This is a genomic window from Paraburkholderia sp. ZP32-5, assembly GCF_021390495.1.
Classification (GTDB): Bacteria; Pseudomonadota; Gammaproteobacteria; order Burkholderiales; family Burkholderiaceae; genus Paraburkholderia.
This window is the reverse complement of record NZ_JAJEJP010000002.1, coordinates 15,026-32,462: the sequence shown is the minus strand read 5'-3', so window position 1 is coordinate 32,462 and position 17,437 is coordinate 15,026. Positions and strand designations below refer to the sequence as shown.

The following is a 17,437-nucleotide window of genomic DNA, read 5'->3' as shown; positions in this document are numbered from 1 at the left end:
TCGACCGTCACGCAGGGAATGGAAACAGAATGACCGAACAGAATCGCGATCTCGTGCTCGTGACCGGCGCGTCCGGCTTCGTCGGCTCGTCGGTGGCACGCATCGCGCAAAGCAAGGGCTTCAACGTGCGCGTGCTGGTGCGCGCGACGAGTCCGCGCAAAAACGTCGAAGCGCTCGATGCGGAAATCGTGGTTGGCGACATGCGCGACGAAGCGTCGATGCGCAACGCGCTGCGTGGCGTGCGCTATCTGCTGCACGTGGCCGCCGATTACCGGCTGTGGGCACCGGACCCGAGCGAGATCGAGCGCTCGAATCTCGAAGGCACCGAGGCAACGATGCGCGCGGCGTTGAAGGAAGGCGTCGAGCGCATCGTCTACACGAGCAGCGTCGCGACGCTGAAAGTGACCAGCTCCGGCCAGTCCGCCGACGAAACCTCGCCGCTCACCGCAGCGCAGGCGATCGGCGTGTACAAGCGCAGCAAGGTGCTCGCCGAGCGCGCGGTCGAACGGATGATCGCCGAGGATGGTCTGCCCGCGGTGATCGTCAATCCGTCCACGCCGATCGGTCCGCGCGACGTCAAGCCGACGCCGACCGGCCGCATCATCCTCGAGGCGGCGCTCGGCAAGATTCCGGCATTCGTCGATACGGGCCTGAACCTCGTACACGTCGAGGATGTCGCCGCCGGCCATTTCCTCGCGCTCGAACGCGGCAAGATCGGCGAGCGCTATATCTTGGGCGGTGAAAATCTGCCGCTGCAGCAGATGCTCGCGGATATCGCCGCGCTGACCGGCCGCAAGGCACCGACGCTGAGCCTGCCGCGCTGGCCGCTGTATCCGCTCGCGATGGGCGCGGAGGCGGTCGCCAAATTCACGAAGCGCGAACCGTTCGTCACGGTCGACGGATTGAAGATGTCGAAGAACAAGATGTATTTCACGTCGGCGAAGGCGCAGCGCGAGCTTGGCTATCGCGCGCGGCCTTATCGCGAGGGGCTGGCGGATGCGCTCGAGTGGTTTCGTCAGGCGGGCTATTTGAAGAGCTGATCTAGGTGGGACGGCGCACCGGCCGTCCTTCGCGATTCCGCGCGAGCGTAAGCATTTTGTTACAAGTCCCGCGCCGGCGACGGGTCCAAGGCCGCGCGCAGCAGGTAAAATCGCGGGTCCTACCAGAGAAACTCGCATGAATCTTCACGAACAGCTCGGCGCATTGGAAATGGGCGTCGATCAGCTCATTCAGGCTGTCGTGGCCACGCAGGCCGAAAACATTCCCGAGACACCCGAACACGCAGCGGCATCGCAGGCGTCTGAAGCCGCGGCCGATGCAGCGCACGCCGAGACGACGGTCGCCGAGCACGACGCACCGGCGCCCGAGTCTTCCGTAACCGACGCCGCGCCCACCGCTCCGCAACTGCAGCCGACGCTCGAAGTCGGCCGGCCTACGCGCGACGAAATCACGATGAAGATCGGCGACCAGATGGTCTCGTTTCACCCGGACCAGATCAGCAAGCTGATCGAGGAGCTATCGAACGCGCGCGCGTCGATGCAGCCGGAACAGCCGATGGGCGTGCCGCCCGGCTGGCAGTTCGTGTCGACGAAAAATCCGGTGATGGCGGTACAGAAGCAGTCCAACGGCGACCGCCTGCTGGTGATGCGCCACACTGGCCACGGCTGGGTGCCGTTCACGTTCTCGCCGGATGTCGTGATTCAGATGTACATGATGCTCAGCAACGCCTGACGGACGAACACGCGGTACGAACGCAAAAAAGCGGCCAAAGCCGCTTTTTTTTCGTCCATCCGTTTTGCGTTGAAGGCCCGACTCAACGCTCCTGCACCGGCGCCTGCACGCGCGCCTTCCACTGACCGCCCTTGCCGCGCCAGTAGCGCACCGCCGAGGCAAACGTCGCGCCGACATAGAACAGCGCGACGAGCGGCAGAAACGGCGCCCACAGCGGCGAGCGGCGATAGTAGACGAGCATCGGCGCATAAGCGCAGCACATTGCCGCCCACGCGAACCATGCGGGCCAGCCGAGCGGGCCGAGCACGAGCGCGGCGACGGGGGGCAGCAGATAGATGATCGCCATGCCGACGAGCGTGCCCGCGAGCAGCAGCGGCGAATAGCGCAGCTGGGTGAACGCGGTGCGCGCGATCATGTTCCAGATCTCGCGCCAGCTATCGTAAGGACGCAGCGAAACGCTTCTGGCCGCGACGTCGAGCCGGATCGGATGACGCCCGTCGCCGCGATGCTTGATGCGCGCGGCAAGACTGCAATCGTCGATCAGCTCGGCGCGGATCGACTCGATGCCGCCCGCTTCTTCCAGCGCCACGCGCCGAACCAGCATGCAGCCCCCGGCGGCCGCCGCGGTGCGGTTGCGCGGATTGTTGACCCACGCGAACGGATACAGCTTCGCGAAGAAGAACACGAAGGCCGGAATCAGCGCCTTTTCCCAGAACGAATCGCAGCGCAGTCGCACCATCAGCGAGACCAGGTCGCGCTTTTCGGCATCCGCGCGCACGACCAGTTGCGTGAGCGCATCGGTGGGATGGCCGATGTCGGCGTCGGTCAGCAACAGGTAATCGGCCGGCAGACCCTGCGTGCGCACCGCCTCGATACCCTGCGATTGCGCCCACACCTTGCCGGACCAGCCCGGCGGCAACGGTTTCGCGGTGAGCACGGTCAGGCGTTCCGGACATTGCAGTTGCAATGCGGCGGCTCGCGCGGCATCGGCGGTGCCGTCCGTACTGTGATCGTCGACGACGATCACGTGGAACGCGCCGCGATAATCCTGCTGCAGCAACGACGTGACCGCCTCGGCAATCACGTCGACCTCATTGCGCGCCGGCACCACGGCCGCGACGGCCGGCCACTCGGCGCGCGGCGCAACGCTCAGCGGGGCGGCGGGGCGCGCGCGCCAGAAGCCGCCGCGCGCGAACAGCAGCACGCACCAGATCAGCAGGGAAACACCCGAAAGAACAAACAGAACCGCCGCCATTAAGCATTACCCTCGATTGAACGTGCCGCCACGCCGGCACGTCTGGACAGTTGCATTGCCACGATGCGCGCCGCCGTCACGCACCCGTCGAACACTGTGAGTATCGGCCGTGATCCGCGCGGCCTGATAGATAATGCAGCCGCGCGCGGCGCCTTCGGCAACGATACGCTCGTGATCCGGAAATTCTCGTGCGGATCGACGTCCATCCAGCAAGCCTCGAAACCATTCTGTAAGACGGCGCGCGATGCACGCGCAAGGACCGGTAGTTTAAGGGTTCCGCCACGGCGGCGCAGCGTGCGATCGCGGCCCGTTACGCCGCCGCGGGCGTCCGCGCCCTGCTCCCGGTGCCCCCGGATGCGGCGCTGGACACCGCGTTGCGGGTGCGGCAAGCGCCCAACACAAGGGCCGCGCCGCAAAGCAAAGCGGCCCCGATAGCGTTAGAATGCGCGTTTGGTTTTGCTGTACCGGCTGGTCGCCGGGGCTCAAGACGTCAACTAATCAAGATGAGCGCGGCGATAAAGTCAGCTTCACCGACTTCTTCGAAACCCGCGTCTGTCGGAGTTCGCCAATTTATGCGAGTCATCCTTGCTCAGCCCCGCGGCTTTTGTGCGGGCGTTGTCCGCGCAATCGAAATCGTCGATCGTGCGTTACAGCAACACGGCGCGCCCGTGTATGTCCGCCACGAGATTGTTCATAACCGTCACGTGGTCGACAATCTGCGCCAGAAAGGTGCGCGTTTCGTCGAGGAACTCGACGAAGTGCCGCAAGGCGCTGTGGCAATATTCAGCGCGCATGGCGTGGCGCAAACCGTCGAGCGCGATGCCGAAGCCCGTGGCCTCGACGTGCTCGACGCAACCTGCCCGCTCGTCACCAAGGTTCACGTGCAAGGGCGCCAGTATGTCGCCGCCGGCCGCACGCTGATCCTGATCGGCCACGCGGGTCATCCGGAAGTGGAAGGCACGATCGGTCAGATTCCGGGCAAGGTGCTGCTCGTGCAAAGCGAGGCCGAGGTCGCGAGACTGGATCTGCCGACCGATGCGCCGCTCGCCTACGTCACGCAGACCACGCTGTCGGTCGACGATACGCGCGGCATCATCGACGCGCTGCTGCGCCGCTTCACCGACATCGTCGGTCCGGACACGCGCGACATCTGCTACGCGACGCAGAATCGTCAGGCCGCGGTGCGCGAATTGAGCAAGGAAGTGGAAGTGCTGCTGGTGGTTGGCGCCACCAACAGCTCGAACTCGAACCGGCTGCGCGAAATCGGCAGCGAAAGCGGCGTGGCGAGCTACCTCGTCGCCGATGGCTCCGAAGTGAAGCCGGAATGGTTTGCGGGGGTCCAGACGGTCGGCATCACGGCCGGCGCGTCGGCACCGGAAGAGATGGTCAAAAACGTAATCGATGCGCTGCGCGCATTGGGGCCCGTCGATGTCACGACGATGGCGGGCCGTGAAGAAAAGGTCGAATTCAAGTTGCCATCGAAGCTGATGCAACCACTCGCTGCACGCGAAGTTTAAGGAGGACGTCTTGTCTATTCCGCTGCTACAGAAAGTCCGCGTCGGTGCATACATCATGCGCCAGCATCTCTCCGGCAACAAACGCTATCCGCTCGCCCTGATGCTGGAGCCGCTGTTTCGCTGCAATCTCGCCTGCAATGGTTGCGGCAAGATCGACTATCCGGATCCCATCCTGAACCAGCGTCTGTCGCTCGAAGAGTGCCTGCAGGCCGTCGACGAATGCGGCGCGCCGGTGGTATCGATTGCCGGTGGCGAGCCGCTGCTGCACAAGGAAATGCCGCAGATCGTCAAGGGCATCATGGCGCGCAAGAAGTTCGTGTACCTGTGCACGAACGCGCTCTTGATGGAAAAGAAGATGGACGACTACGAGCCGAATCCGTATTTCGTCTGGTCGGTTCACCTCGACGGCGACCAGGAAGCGCACGATCACTCGGTGTCGCAGGAAGGCGTGTACGAGAAGGCCGTCGCGGCGATCCGCGAGGCGAAGCGCCGTGGTTTCCGCGTGAACATCAACTGCACGCTGTTCAACGACGCACAGCCGGAGCGCGTCGCGAAGTTCTTCGACACGCTGGGCCCGATGGGCGTCGACGGCATTACCGTGTCGCCGGGTTACGCATATGAGCGCGCGCCGGACCAGCAACACTTCCTGAATCGCGACAAGACCAAGCAACTGTTCCGCGAAATCTTCAAGCGCGGCAACAACGGCAAGAACTGGTCGTTCAGCCAGTCGGCGATGTTCCTCGACTTCCTCGCGGGCAACCAGAGCTACGAATGCACGCCGTGGGGCAACCCGGCGCGTACGGTGTTCGGCTGGCAAAAGCCGTGCTATCTGGTCGGCGAAGGCTACGTGAAGACCTTCAAGGAACTGATGGAAACCACCGACTGGGACAAGTACGGCACCGGCAACTACGAGAAGTGCGCCGACTGCATGGTCCACTGCGGTTTCGAAGCGACAGCCGTGATGGATACGGTCGCGCATCCGCTGAAGGCGCTGAAGGTCAGCCTGCGCGGTCCGAAGACCACGGGTGCGTTCGCCAAGGACATCCCGCTCGACAAGCAGCGTCCCGCCGAATACGTGTTCTCGCGTCACGTCGAGATCAAGCTCGACGAGATCAAGCGCGCCGGCACCGGCAAGAAGGTGCAGACCGCGACTGCCGCACACTGAGCGGTTCGATCGGGCGGCCGCGCGCCGCCCCGGACTGCGCGTGAGCCTTCAGGCATCAGCCATAAAAAAAGCGCGGTGGCCAATCAAGCCACCGCGCTTTTTCTTTGATCGCGTCAAATGCTCCCGGCGCTAAGCCTCACGCGCCGCGCGCATTGTGTTCGGTCAGGAACTTGATGAGCCCGTCGATGCCGCCTTTGCTGATCTGATCGGCGAACTGCGTTTGATACACCTGGATCAGCCACGCGCCCATCATGTTGATGTCGTAGATCTTCCAGCCGGATGGCCCCTTGGTGAGCCGGTAGTCGATCGCATCGTCGCCGCCGTTGCTGATGACATGCGATTGGACGACGATGTCGGCGGCGCCGCCCGGCACGCTCACCGGCATAAACTTGAACTTCACGTCCTGGTCGCGCAGTTGCGACAGCGACGCGGCATAAGTACGGGTGAGCAGCAGCGTAAACTGCTCGTACAGCTGCTTTTGCTGTTCCGGCGTCGCGGTCGACCAGGACTTGCCGATTGCGATACGCGTAGTGCGCTGGAAGTCGGTGGCGGGCAGGAAGTGCGTTTCGACAATGTGCGTGATCTGCGCCATGTCGCCACCGCGCGCCTTCGCGTCCGCCTTCATCGCGGTAACGGTGCCTTCGACGGCACTTTTTACCACCGCGTCAGGCGCAGTTTGCGCAAACGCGGCCGTGGACACCACGGCCGCGGCCAGGAAAGCAGACAGATATCGTTTCATACGCTCGTCAGGACCAGAGAGAAGTAGCGCCGGCGGACCGCGCAGCCCAAGGCTAAAGAGGGATAGACCAGTATAGCCGGGATTGCGTTCCCATCCCGGCCGGCGCCGCCGGGCGCCGCACTTGCTACCGAAGTCGGGCTGCGGTGCTCCGGCTCTGTATACTTATGCACCTTCGTCAAAAAACAACACCCGTGATAAGGCCACTTTCGCCTACATGCTGAAGTCATCTATCGTCCGTCTCGTCGCGTACTCGGTGCGTCATCCGTTCAGGATCATCGCGCTGTCGTTCGTGCTCGCCGTTCTGAGTGGCGTCTACGTCGCGCATAACTTCAAGATCAATACGGACATCAGCCGTCTCGTCGAAACCGACAAGCAATGGACGGCATTGCAAAACGCGATCGACACCGCGTTCCCCGAGCGCGGCGACACCGTGCTCGTGGTGGTCGAGGCGCGCGCCCCCGAATTCGCCGATGCGGCAGCCAACGCGCTGACCGCCGCGCTCAGGGCCGACTCGAAGGAGTTCACATCGGTTTCGCAGCCCACCGGCGGCCCGTTCTTCGAACACAACGGCCTGCTGTTCCCGTCCACCGACGAAGTGATGTCCACCACGTCGCAACTCGTGCAGTCGCGACCGCTCGTCAATGCGCTTGCGCATGATCCGAGCCTGACCGGCCTCGCCGGCACGCTGACAACGAGCTTGCTGCTGCCGTTGCAACTGGGTCAGGTAAAGCTCGGCGACATGAGTCATCTGCTTTCGCAAAGCGCGAACACACTCGATCGCGTACTAGCCGGCCAACCGGCGGCGTTCTCGTGGCGCGCGCTGGTCGACAGGAGCGCCGCCACCGATCCGGCGCGCGCATTCGTCATCGTGCAGCCGGTCGTCAACTACGACGCGCTGGAACCGGGCGCAAGCGCATCGAGGGCGATCCGCGCGACCGCCGCGTCGCTGCATCTGGACTCACGCTATGGCGCGACGGTCCGCCTGACCGGCGAGCAGCCGCTCGCCGACGAAGAGTTCGCGTCGGTGCAGGACGGCGCGGTGCTCAACGGCATCGGCACCTTCGTCGTCGTGCTGATCATTCTGTGGCTCGCGCTGCGCTCGGGCCGCATGATCGTCGCGGTGTTCATCACGCTGTTCGTCGGCCTCGCAATCACGGCCGCGCTCGGTCTGATGATGGTCGGCGCGCTCAACATGATTTCGGTCGCGTTCATGGTGCTGTTCGTTGGACTCGGGGTCGATTTCGGCGTGCAGTTCGGCGTCAAGTATCGCGAGGAGCGCAATCGCGACAACCGGCTATCGGCCGCGCTGATGCACACCGCGCACAGCATCGGCGTGCCGCTCACGCTGGCGGCGGTCGCGGTCGCGCTGAGCTTCTTCTCGTTCCTGCCGACCGCCTATCGCGGCGTATCGGAGCTGGGCCAGATCGCAGGCGTCGGCATGTTCGTCGCGTACTTCACGAACATGACGCTGCTGCCCGCGCTGCTGAAGGTCTTTCGGCCGCCGGGCGAAGCCGGCTCGCCGGGCTTCAAGCGGCTCGCGCCGGTCGACGACTTCCTCGATCATCATCGCAAGCCCGTGCTGATCGGCACGCTGATCGTCGTGCTCGGCGCGACGCCGCTGCTCACGCATCTGCGCTTCGATTTCAATCCGCTGCATCTGAAAGATCCGCACACGGAGTCGATGGCGACGCTGCTGTCGCTGAAGGATTCACCGGAAGCGGCGGTCAACAACGTGCATGCGCTCGCGCCGTCGCTAGCCGACGCCGACGCGATGGCCGAGCGTTTGCGCAAGCTGCCCGAAGTGGGCCGCGTGACGACACTGAGCACCTTCGTGCCGACCGACCAGCAACAGAAGATGATGCTGATCGCGAGCGCCGCGCAGCAGTTGTTGCCCGCGTTGCAGCAGCAACCCGCGCAGCCGGCCACCGACGAAGTGCGCGTCGCCGCGCTCAAGCGCGCGTCGAACCAGCTGTCGCTCGCCGCCGAGGATCATCCGGGGCCGGGCGCGGCCGAAGCGCAGCGTCTGTCGGCGACGCTGCAAAAGCTCGCCAGCGCCGATGCCGCCACGCGCGATCGCGCCGAAGTCGCGATGTCCGACACGCTGCGCATCGCGTTGATGCAGTTGACGAACCTGCTGCAGCCGGCCGAAATCACCCGCGAGAACCTGCCGAAGGGCATCACCGCGACGTGGATCGGCAAGGGCGGCCACGCGCTCGTCGACATCGCGCCGAAGGTGCCCGCCGGTGTCGATCCGAACGACGACCAGATGCTCGCGCGCTTCGCCCACGCGGTGAAGAAGGCGGAGCCGGGCGCGATCGGCGGACCGATTTCGATCCTGCATTCGGCCGACACGATCATCAAGGCGTTCCTGCAAGCGGCCGTCTACGCGTTGCTGTCGATCGCGGTGCTGCTATGGATCGCGTTGCGGCGTGTCGGCGACGTGTTGCGCACGCTGGTGCCGCTGCTGGTCTCCGCGCTCGTGACGCTCGAACTGTGCGTGGTGTTCGGCATGCCGCTGAACTTCGCGAACATCATCGCGCTCCCGCTGATGCTCGGCGTCGGCGTCGCATTCAAGATCTATTTCGTGATGGCGTGGCGCCACGGCCAGACCGGCCTGCTGCAATCGAGCCTGACGCACGCGGTGCTGTTCAGCGCCGCGACCACGGCCACCGCGTTCGGCAGCCTCTGGCTGTCGCATCATCCCGGCACGTCGAGCATGGGACGTCTGCTCGCGCTGTCGCTGTTCTGCACGCTGATCGGCGCGGTGGTGTTCCAACCGGTGCTGATGGGCAAGCCGCGCCAACGTCGCGCGAAGCAAAAAGGAATTTAGGCATGAAGCTGCGTAACGCCAACCTGGCCACATTGGCCACCCAGGCCACGCTGACGCTCACCGCTGTGAGTTTGATCTCCGGCTGCGCAACCGCGCCCGACCGCAAGCCGGGCGATCCGTTCGAACCCGTGAACCGGGCGATCTTCAGTTTCAACGACGGCGTGGACCGCTATGTCGCGGTGCCGGTCGCAAAGGGCTATCAGAAGGTGACGCCGCAGCCGCTGCGCACCGCCGTCAGCAACTTCTTCTCGAATCTCGGCGACCTCACCAACGCCGCGAACGCGTTGCTGCAACTGAAGATCACCGATGCGACCGAAGACATCATGCGCTTCGCGTTCAACTCGGTATTCGGCATCGGCGGTCTGCTCGACTGGGCGACGCCGGCGGGCTTGCCGAAGCATCACCAGGACTTCGGTCTGACGCTCGGGCATTGGGGCATTCCGTCGGGGCCGTATCTCGTGTTGCCGCTGTTCGGACCGAGCACCGTGCGTGACAGCATGGGGCTCGTCGTCGACGTGAAGTTCAATCCGTTGAACTACATGGAACCGGCAACGCGTAATCCGCTGTACGTGCTGCAATTCGTGAGCACGCGCTCGGATCTGCTCGGCGCGACCGATCTGCTGCAACAGGCCGCGCTCGACAAATACTCGTTCGTGCGCGATGCCTATACGCAGCAGCGCCGCGCGCGCCTGCGCGGCACGAGCGACAACAATGCGCCGCCGCCGAATTACGACGATCAGGGGAACACGGGAGCGAGCGCGCCCGCGGCTGGCGCGCCGGCGGGCGGGCTGCCGAACTATTCGGACCCGGGGGATGTTGGGGAAGCGCCGAATGGTGCTTCGGGGGCGGGCGGTGCGGGTAAGGCGGCGCCGGATGATTTGCCGAATTACACCGACCCGGGTGACACGACGCCGGCACCGAACGGTGCATCGGGTGCCGCGAAACGCGCGCCGGACGGCTTGCCTAACTACACCGATCCCGGTGATGCGGCGGCGAGCGGCGCAGCGCCGGCTACTGCGCCAGCTGCACCTGTCGCGCCGGCTGGCGCGTCGGCCACACCCGCAGTGCAATAGCGGTTCGACAAAAACGCACGTTAAACGACGGCCGGCATCCGCAGCACACCACCCTCGCCCATCGCCCGCCGCGCCTGAACCAGCGCGGCTCGCGCGGCACGCGCATCGGCGGCGAGACGCATCAGCGCACCCAGTTGCGACGGTTGCCGCAACAGTTCGCGCAGAATCGGTCCGAGCGCCGTGCTGCCGTCATCGCGCAGGCCAGCCGTGGCGGCCGGCGGCAGCGTGCGCCACGCCGGATCGACGACCGCGCGGCACACCGCGAACGGCAAGCCATATGCGGCGGCCGTCGCGCCCGCGATATGCGATTCCATATCGACCGCGAGCGCGCCGGTCGAGTTGTGCAGCGCGCGTTTGTCGTCGGCGGTAATCAGCGGTGCGGCGACAGCCGCCATCGGGCCGCGTCGCAAACGCCCAGCAAGCCCGCTGCGCGCCGCCGTCGCGGTCACGGCCGTGGCGATCCTGTCCGCCCACTGCCGATCGGTATCGAGCCGCCCGAACGGTCCATTCACCGCATCGGCAACGATCAACGCGCCGGGCTCCAGATCGGGCGCGAGCCCGCCCGCCGTACCGAAGCTGATGATCCCGGCCGCGCCACGCGCGACCGCCGCGCTCAGCGCGCGTTCAAGCAGATCGGCACGCGCCGCGTACACGACTTCGACCCGCTCGCTGCCGTCACCACGCGCGATGCGCGCCTCGAACGCCATGCCGGTCACGACGATCACGGGCAAGCCACCAGCACCAGCACCCGCCGGCGACGTTATCGACAAGGACATCCGTTACATCCCGACCGCGACGCGCGTGAGCCCATTGCGCTTCAGATGACGGAAACGCGCCAGCGCCCACAGCGGGAAGAACTTGCGATAACCGTGGTAGCGCAGATAGAACACGCGCGGGAAGCCGGTCGCGGTAAAGCGCGTTTCATCCCACAGCCCATGCTCGCGCTGTTCGCGCTGCAGATAGTCGATACCGCGCGCGACTGCGTCGTGATTGACCTCGCCTGCCGCCATCAGGCCCATCAGCGCCCACGCGGTTTGCGACGCGGTACTCGGCGCGCGCTCGTAGCCGCGATAGTCGAGCTTGTAGCTCTCGCCGCCCTCGCCCCAGCCGCCGTCCTCATTCTGGATCGACACGAGCCACTGCGCCGCGCGCTTCATGCGCGGGTCGTCGTGCGACATGCCCGCCGCGTTCAGCGAGCACAGCGCAGTCCACGTACCGTAGATGTAGTTCAGGCCCCAGCGTCCGTACCAGCTGCCGTCCGACTCCTGCTCCTTCAGCATGTAGTCGAACGCGCGCCGCGCCGGCTCGCTGTTTTGCGGCAATTCGCCGATCTGCGCGAGCATCGACAGACAACGGCCCGACACGTCGGCCGTCGGCGGATCGAGCAGCGCGCCGTGATCGGAGAACGGAATGTTGTTCAGGTAGTACTGCGTGTTTTCCGGCTCGAACGCGCCCCAGCCACCATCGCTGCTCTGCATGCCGACCACCCATTCGCGCGCGCGCGCCATCGCCTGCTCATAGGCTGTCGATTGCGTGAGCGCCGCCGAACGATGCATCGCCATCACGACGACCGCCGTATCGTCGACGTCCGGGTAATGCGCGTTGTTGTACTGGAACGCCCAGCCACCTGGGCGCACGTGTTCGCGGCGCGAGATCCAGTCGCCGCGCACGTCGAGAATCTGCAACGGACGCAGCCAGTCGAGCCCGCGCTCGGCCGCCTGCTCGGCGCGCGCCTCGCCGGTTTCGAGCAGCGCATGCGCGACCAGCGAGGTGTCCCATACCGGCGACAGACACGGCTGGCAATACGCTTCGTCTTCCTTGATCACGAGCAGCTTGTCGAGCGACTTGCGCGCGATCGCGCGATGCGGATGATCGGCCGGATAGCCGAGCACGTCGTACATCATCACCGAGTTGGCCATCGCCGGGAAAATCGCGCCGAGGCCGTCCTCGCCGTTCAGCCGTTCGTCGACGAACGCGACCGCCGCGTGAACCGCGCGCTCGCGCGTGGCCTTCGGGAACAGGCCGTCGAATGCGCGCAGCACCGTATCGACACAACGGAAAAAGCCGAACCAGCCCGCGTGCTGATGCGGCGCGCGTTCGTTCATGCCGGTGTTGACCGGCGCGCCGCGGAACAGCTCGTCGATGCGCACCTTGCGCGGATTGCGCGCCAGCGGCCGCTTCGCGTTGAGCACCAGCAGCGGCACGATCACGGTGCGCGCCCAGTACGATACCTTCGACAGGTGGAACGGAAACCACATCGGCAGCAGCATGATCTCGACGGGCATCATCGGCACCGCGCGCCACGACACCACGCCGAACAGCGCGAGCAGCACCCGCGTGAACACGTTCACGCGTTCCGCGCCGCCGTGCGCGAGGATCGCTTCGCGCGCGCGCACCATGTGCTCGGCGTCGACCGGATCGCCGATCATCTTCAGCGCGAAGTACGCTTTCACGCTCGCGCTGACGTCGAACGCGCCATCGGTAAAGAGCGGCCAGCCGCCGTCGGCCAGCTGGATACGGCGCAGATAACGGGCGATCTTCTGTTCGAGTTCGAGGTTCGGCGTTTCGCCGAGGTAGTGAACCAGCAGTACGTATTCGGCCGGAATCGTCGCGTCGGCTTCGAGTTCGTAGACCCAGTGGCCGTCGGGCTGCTGCGCGGCGAGGATCGCGTCGGTCGCGCGCGTGATCGAGATGTCGAGCGGAGTCGCGGTGTCGGTTGCGGAGGCAGTCGCAGCAGCAGCGAGCACCGGCGGCTCGCTCGGCTCGGCGGTCGTGTCGGCCGCGGCAAGCGCCGCGTCGGCGGATTCAGGCAGAACCGCATCGAGCGGCTGGCTTTCGGATAAATCGTTCATCAGCGTTCCATCGTTTGATTCAGCAGCGCATCCGCGGCCTTCTGGCCGGAGCGGATCGCGCCTTCTAGCGTCGGGGGCAGGCCGGTGGCCGTCCAGTCGCCCGCCAGCATCAGGTTGTTCCAGCGAGTGCGCATGCCCGGGCGCAGCGTTTCCTGCGCGGGCAGCGCGGCAAATGTCGCGCGAGGTTCAGCGACGACCTGCCACGGCGGCATCGGCGCGAGCGGCAGATCGATCGCCCGCGCGACCTCGGCCCATACGGTCGCCGCCAGCGCATCGGGTGGCGTATCGAGTTGCTTGCCGGCATCGGCGAGCGCTACCGACAGGCGACCATCGAACGCGAACAGCCATTCGGCCGTGCCGTTCAGCAGACAGCTGACTGGCGGCAAGCCGACCGGCGGCTCGACGGCGAAATGCACATTGATCGTCGCCGCGAAGCGGTTCGGTGCGCACATCCCCGGCACGAGCGCCGGCGCCACTTCGGGCGGCAGCGCCAGAATGACGGCCTCGTTCACGCCGAGCGTGATGCTGTCCTCGCCGAAATGCAACGCCCGCACGCGAGCCGGTTCGGCCGCGAACGTGATGTCTTGCAGCCGGGAGCCGAGCCGGATCGTCGCGCCGCCATGTTGCAGCAGCCGCAACGCCGGGTCGACGAACGCGCTGCCAAGGCCGTTGCGCGCGATCAGCGGCCGGCACGCGAGGCCGCCCTCGAGCAGCGTCTCGCGCACGATCGCGCCGGTCAGTTCGGCCGACGCATCGCGCGGCTCGACATTGAGCAGCGCATGCAGCAGCGGCCTGAGCAGCCTGTCCCACAGCGGGCCGTCACAGCGCATCGTCTGCGCGACGCTGCGGCCGGGCTTCGCAAACAGCAGCGGCACGAGCGCCAGATAATCGGCCGGGTGCGTGTTCGGCGTGCGCGCGTGCGGATCGAAAATCCACCACGGCAACCGCCCCGGCGACAGGCGCACGTTCCAGCGCGCCCGCGTGGCCAGGTCGACGAATGAATACTCGGGCAGCGACGGACCGGCCAGTTCGTCGGCGGCGCCGATCGCGCGCAGGTAGTTCAGCGTCGACGCATTGCCCGACAGCACGATGTGATTGCCGCTATCGAGTGTCGTGCCGAGCCGCGCGTCGTAGAACGAATGGCAGCGGCCGCCCGCGTGGTCCTGCGCTTCGTGCAGCACGACCCGCGCGCCGCGCCGCTGCAATTGCACGGCGGCGGCGAGGCCGGCCGCGCCCGCGCCGACCACGTGGACGAGCTTCGGCATCAGCTCAGAACAGCGCGTACCGCGCGACGATCCACAGCAGACGCAGCTTCGGCTTGCGGACCTTGGTGCGCGGAATGTCGAAGCCGCGATCGAGCGTGCGCTCCAGCAGCACGCGATAGACGCCCGACATGATGCGCGGCGCGCGCACCTGCATGCGCGGCTCGCGGTCCATGATCGCGTCGGATGCGGCGAAGTGCTCCTTCGCGCGCTCGGCGAGCGTCGCGCAAACGCGCGGCAGCGAAGGATCGTCGGCGATTTCGTGCGGGTTCGTGACCGCGATGCCTTCGCGCGCGAGCAGTTCGAGCGGCAGGTAGCAGCGGTTGATATCGGCGTCTTCGTCGATATCGCGCAGGATGTTAGTGAGCTGCAGCGCGCGGCCCAGGTGATGCGCGAGCAGCCTGCCCGGTTCTTCGCGCATCCCGAATATCCTCACCGACAGACGGCCCGCCGCGCTCGCGACACGGTCGCAATACAGGTCGAGCGTCGCGTCGTCGGGCGCGCAGATGTCGGCGGCGGCGTCCATCGCCATGCCATCGATCATCGCGTGGAAATCTTCGCGTTGCAGATGGAAGGTGTGGATGTGCCGCGTGAGCGCGCGCAGCGATGCGCGCGGTGCGCCGGCATAGCATGCGTCGATGTCGGCGCGCCATTGCTCCAGCGCAGCCGCGCGTTCGGCGCGTGGCAGGTCGCTGTCGGCGATGTCGTCGACGGCGCGGCAGAAAGCGTAGACCTGATACATCGCGTCGCGCTGCGCCACCGGCAGAATGCGCATCGCAAGATAGAACGAGCTGCCGGACGTAGCGGCAGCGGCGTCGATTTCAGTATCGTCCACGACAAGATTGGAAACAGCCAAGACGATCTCCGCTGGAGGCGCCCGCTGAAAGGCGATCAAAGAGGTTTTTATGCCGACCCGCTGGGCAGTGCGCCCGCGCGCGCGGACACGCGCGAAAGAGCCGGCCAGGAGGCCGGAAACGGCGAAAAGTATAGCAATCTTTGCAGCCGGCCGCAGTTTCGCGCCCGGATATGGGGACGGAGGGGAAGACCGCGCGGCGCGGCGTTCGCTACGAATCGGCCCCGGCGAGCCGGAATGCGACCGAGCAATTGCGTCCCTGGCGCTTCGCCTTGTAGAGCGCCGCGTCGGCCTCGTTGATCAGCACGTCGTAGGCGGGCGCGCCCGCGTGCGCCGCCGCGCCGCCGAAGCTCGCCGTGACCGCCACGCTCGTGCCCAGCAACTCGACCGGCGTCTCGGCGATCACGCGGCGAATCTTGTCCGCCACCAGCATCGCGTCGTCCAGCGGCGTGCACGGCAGCAGCAGCGCGAACTCCTCGCCGCCGAAGCGCCCGAAGGTATCCTGCGCGCGCACCACGTTGGCGACGCGCTCGGCCATCACGCGCAACACGGTATCGCCGCCGCCGTGGCCGAACTGGTCGTTGATCGTCTTGAAGTGATCGAGATCGAACAGCAGCATCGACATATCACCGCCGTAGCGCTGCCAGCGCGTGAACTCGGCCTGCAGACGCGCTTCGAAAAAGCGCCGGTTGGGGATGCCGGTCAGCCCGTCGAGATTCGCGTATTCCTGCAGCTTCGCGACCGCCTCCTCGCGTTCGCGCTGCACGATGCTCACATGCGTGACATCGGAGATCGTCACGCAGACGGCCACCACTTCGCGCTCGCGCATCAGCGGCATGAACGTGCAGTCCTGCTGCATGAAATCGACGCCGCCCGTAATCGGCCGGTCATGATCGAAGCGGAACAGATACGGCCGTTGCTCCCACGAGCTGAAGGCAAAGGTGCCGAGCTGGAACACGCTTTCGATCTTGCGCGACAGCCATACGCGCGGCAGATCCGGAAAATGCGTAAAGATCGGGCGGCCCACCACCTGGTCGGGTGCGAGCCCACTGTGGTCCTGCATGAAGCGGTTCCACATCAGCACGTTCATATCGCGATCGAGCACGAAGATGCCAAAGCCCACCCGCTCGACCACGAGGTCGCTCAACGATTCCACGGAAGCATTCATAGACTGGACAACAGCGCGTCAAGCGCTTCGTTCATATGGTGAATCGACTCTTCGGCCATCAGCATCACGAGATGCGCGCGAAAGCTCTGCGTTTCGAGCGCGAAATTCACTTCGACGAGCAGCGCCTTGCGCCATTGCAGCGTGCCGGGCTGAAACACTTCGTCGAGCGTGAGCGCTTCGCCGAGCACGCCCGGCGCGGAAAACACCGGCGTGCGGCCGAGCTGGTCGAGGATCGACGACACGCACGCACCGGCGAGCAGGTTCGCGACATCGAGCATCAGTTCGCGCTCGCCGATCGCCTCGTAGCTCGACCGCGAATACGGGTCGCTCACCAGCGCGCACAGTTGCGCGATGCTGTCGCTGCGGCAGATCACCAGCGCCTCGCCCTTGATGTCCGAGCGAAAGCCCTGACGCACCGCGCTGACCGTTTCGTCGATGCCGGTCATCTCGCGCAGCGTGCGCGCCGCGTCGCCCACGTCCACCACCTGCACGCGCGGCACCGACAGCTCGATAAACGATTCGAGCAACCGCGCGAGACGCGTCGCCGCCTGGCCCATCGCGAGGTTGGCGATCTCCTGCAGCGCGTCGCGCTGGTCTTCGGTGAAGGCTGGCTCAGGCATACAAGCCGTACTCCTTGAGGATGGGCAGCACCGCCTCGGGCGTCACCGGCTTGGCAATGAACGCGATCGCGCCGAGTTCGCGCACGCGCTCGCGCGCGAGCGGCTGCACGTCGGCGGAAACGACGATCACGAAGGTGTTCAGCTCCTCGTGACGCAGCGCTTCGAGCACGTCGTAGCCGGTCATGTCCGGCATCGTCAGATCGAGGAACATCACCGAAGCCTTGCCCTCGCGGTACAGCGCCAGCGCCTCGCGGCCGTTCGTCGCGTAGGACACGTCGACGTCCCAGTCCGGCGGCAGTGCTTTCGTGAGCAGCTTGCGCGCGAGCAGCGAATCGTCAGCGATCACAATGGGCAACATGGGTCTGGAAGCGT

General features: G+C 65.8%; 15 protein-coding genes. 6 read left to right on the top strand and 9 right to left on the bottom strand.

Translation table 11 applies throughout. The features are described from left to right. Positions 1-29: 29 nt before the first annotated feature. On the top strand, positions 30-1,040 hold the full coding sequence (gene hpnA, locus L0U82_RS19005) for a hopanoid-associated sugar epimerase (RefSeq protein WP_233833462.1): 1,011 nt from the start codon (positions 30-32) through the stop codon (positions 1,038-1,040). A 136-nt stretch (positions 1,041-1,176) separates the two neighbouring features. Further along, positions 1,177-1,731 (top strand): hypothetical protein, encoded by a 555-nt coding sequence (locus L0U82_RS19000; RefSeq protein WP_233833460.1) that lies wholly within the window; start codon positions 1,177-1,179, stop codon positions 1,729-1,731. Positions 1,732-1,813: 82 nt separating this feature from the next. Here the strand turns inward: L0U82_RS19000 and L0U82_RS18995 are convergent, their stop codons facing one another. Then, the gene (locus L0U82_RS18995; RefSeq protein WP_233833458.1) at positions 1,814-2,986 is read right to left on the bottom strand and encodes a glycosyltransferase; all 1,173 of its coding nucleotides are present in this window, start codon (positions 2,984-2,986) and stop codon (positions 1,814-1,816) included. A gap of 572 nt (positions 2,987-3,558) precedes the next feature. On the opposite strand from L0U82_RS18995, the gene ispH reads away from it, so the two are divergent. Next, positions 3,559-4,503, top strand: coding sequence for a 4-hydroxy-3-methylbut-2-enyl diphosphate reductase (ispH, locus tag L0U82_RS18990; protein WP_233833456.1), 945 nt, complete (start codon positions 3,559-3,561; stop codon positions 4,501-4,503). A 10-nt stretch (positions 4,504-4,513) separates the two neighbouring features. Next, positions 4,514-5,668 (top strand): adenosyl-hopene transferase HpnH, encoded by a 1,155-nt coding sequence (gene hpnH, locus L0U82_RS18985; RefSeq protein WP_233833454.1) that lies wholly within the window; start codon positions 4,514-4,516, stop codon positions 5,666-5,668. 136 nt (positions 5,669-5,804) lie between these two features. On the opposite strand, the gene L0U82_RS18980 is transcribed toward hpnH, so the two are convergent. Continuing rightward, complete coding sequence (locus tag L0U82_RS18980) at positions 5,805-6,407, bottom strand: MlaC/ttg2D family ABC transporter substrate-binding protein (RefSeq protein WP_233833452.1); 603 nt, start codon at positions 6,405-6,407, stop codon at positions 5,805-5,807. A 214-nt stretch (positions 6,408-6,621) separates the two neighbouring features. On the opposite strand from L0U82_RS18980, the gene L0U82_RS18975 reads away from it, so the two are divergent. Beyond that, positions 6,622-9,237, top strand: coding sequence for an MMPL family transporter (locus L0U82_RS18975; RefSeq protein WP_233833450.1), 2,616 nt, complete (start codon positions 6,622-6,624; stop codon positions 9,235-9,237). A 2-nt stretch (positions 9,238-9,239) separates the two neighbouring features. After that, a complete protein-coding gene (locus tag L0U82_RS18970; protein WP_233833448.1) occupies positions 9,240-10,310 on the top strand; it encodes an MlaA family lipoprotein in 1,071 nt (356 codons plus the stop codon). A gap of 20 nt (positions 10,311-10,330) precedes the next feature. Here the strand turns inward: L0U82_RS18970 and L0U82_RS18965 are convergent, their stop codons facing one another. From L0U82_RS18965 to L0U82_RS18935, 7 genes are all read right to left on the bottom strand, one after another. After that, entirely contained in the window at positions 10,331-11,086 is a 756-nt protein-coding gene (locus L0U82_RS18965) for a phosphorylase (protein WP_233833446.1), read from the bottom strand. 3 nt (positions 11,087-11,089) lie between these two features. Then, complete coding sequence (gene shc, locus L0U82_RS18960) at positions 11,090-13,162, bottom strand: squalene--hopene cyclase (protein WP_233833444.1); 2,073 nt, start codon at positions 13,160-13,162, stop codon at positions 11,090-11,092. Beyond that, entirely contained in the window at positions 13,162-14,427 is a 1,266-nt protein-coding gene (hpnE, locus tag L0U82_RS18955; RefSeq protein WP_233833442.1) for a hydroxysqualene dehydroxylase HpnE, read from the bottom strand. The genes shc and hpnE overlap by 1 nt, the downstream gene beginning before the upstream one ends. A gap of 4 nt (positions 14,428-14,431) precedes the next feature. After that, on the bottom strand, positions 14,432-15,280 hold the full coding sequence (gene hpnD / locus L0U82_RS18950) for a presqualene diphosphate synthase HpnD (protein ID WP_233833440.1): 849 nt from the start codon (positions 15,278-15,280) through the stop codon (positions 14,432-14,434). 208 nt (positions 15,281-15,488) lie between these two features. Continuing rightward, complete coding sequence (locus L0U82_RS18945) at positions 15,489-16,445, bottom strand: sensor domain-containing diguanylate cyclase (protein WP_233833438.1); 957 nt, start codon at positions 16,443-16,445, stop codon at positions 15,489-15,491. Continuing rightward, positions 16,442-17,065: a chemotaxis protein CheC gene (locus L0U82_RS18940; protein ID WP_233833436.1), complete on the bottom strand. Its 624-nt coding sequence runs from the start codon at positions 17,063-17,065 to the stop codon at positions 16,442-16,444. The genes L0U82_RS18945 and L0U82_RS18940 overlap by 4 nt, the downstream gene beginning before the upstream one ends. Next, the gene (locus tag L0U82_RS18935; RefSeq protein WP_233833434.1) at positions 17,058-17,423 is read right to left on the bottom strand and encodes a response regulator; all 366 of its coding nucleotides are present in this window, start codon (positions 17,421-17,423) and stop codon (positions 17,058-17,060) included. The genes L0U82_RS18940 and L0U82_RS18935 overlap by 8 nt, the downstream gene beginning before the upstream one ends. Positions 17,424-17,437 lie beyond the last annotated feature (14 nt).

What these genes read in the sequence shown, in the direction of transcription:
- hpnA (WP_233833462.1), top strand. Translation starts at nt 30, where the DNA reads ATGACCGAACAGAATCGCGATCTCGTGCTCGTGACCGGCGCGTCCGGC.
- L0U82_RS19000 (WP_233833460.1), top strand. Translation starts at nt 1,177, where the DNA reads ATGAATCTTCACGAACAGCTCGGCGCATTGGAAATGGGCGTCGATCAG.
- L0U82_RS18995 (WP_233833458.1), bottom strand. Translation starts at nt 2,986, where the DNA reads ATGGCGGCGGTTCTGTTTGTTCTTTCGGGTGTTTCCCTGCTGATCTGG.
- ispH (WP_233833456.1), top strand. Translation starts at nt 3,559, where the DNA reads ATGCGAGTCATCCTTGCTCAGCCCCGCGGCTTTTGTGCGGGCGTTGTC.
- L0U82_RS18980 (WP_233833452.1), bottom strand. Translation starts at nt 6,407, where the DNA reads ATGAAACGATATCTGTCTGCTTTCCTGGCCGCGGCCGTGGTGTCCACG.
- L0U82_RS18975 (WP_233833450.1), top strand. Translation starts at nt 6,622, where the DNA reads ATGCTGAAGTCATCTATCGTCCGTCTCGTCGCGTACTCGGTGCGTCAT.
- L0U82_RS18970 (WP_233833448.1), top strand. Translation starts at nt 9,240, where the DNA reads ATGAAGCTGCGTAACGCCAACCTGGCCACATTGGCCACCCAGGCCACG.
- L0U82_RS18965 (WP_233833446.1), bottom strand. Translation starts at nt 11,086, where the DNA reads ATGTCCTTGTCGATAACGTCGCCGGCGGGTGCTGGTGCTGGTGGCTTG.
- shc (WP_233833444.1), bottom strand. Translation starts at nt 13,162, where the DNA reads ATGAACGATTTATCCGAAAGCCAGCCGCTCGATGCGGTTCTGCCTGAA.
- hpnE (WP_233833442.1), bottom strand. Translation starts at nt 14,427, where the DNA reads ATGCCGAAGCTCGTCCACGTGGTCGGCGCGGGCGCGGCCGGCCTCGCC.
- L0U82_RS18945 (WP_233833438.1), bottom strand. Translation starts at nt 16,445, where the DNA reads ATGAATGCTTCCGTGGAATCGTTGAGCGACCTCGTGGTCGAGCGGGTG.
- L0U82_RS18940 (WP_233833436.1), bottom strand. Translation starts at nt 17,065, where the DNA reads ATGCCTGAGCCAGCCTTCACCGAAGACCAGCGCGACGCGCTGCAGGAG.
- L0U82_RS18935 (WP_233833434.1), bottom strand. Translation starts at nt 17,423, where the DNA reads ATGTTGCCCATTGTGATCGCTGACGATTCGCTGCTCGCGCGCAAGCTG.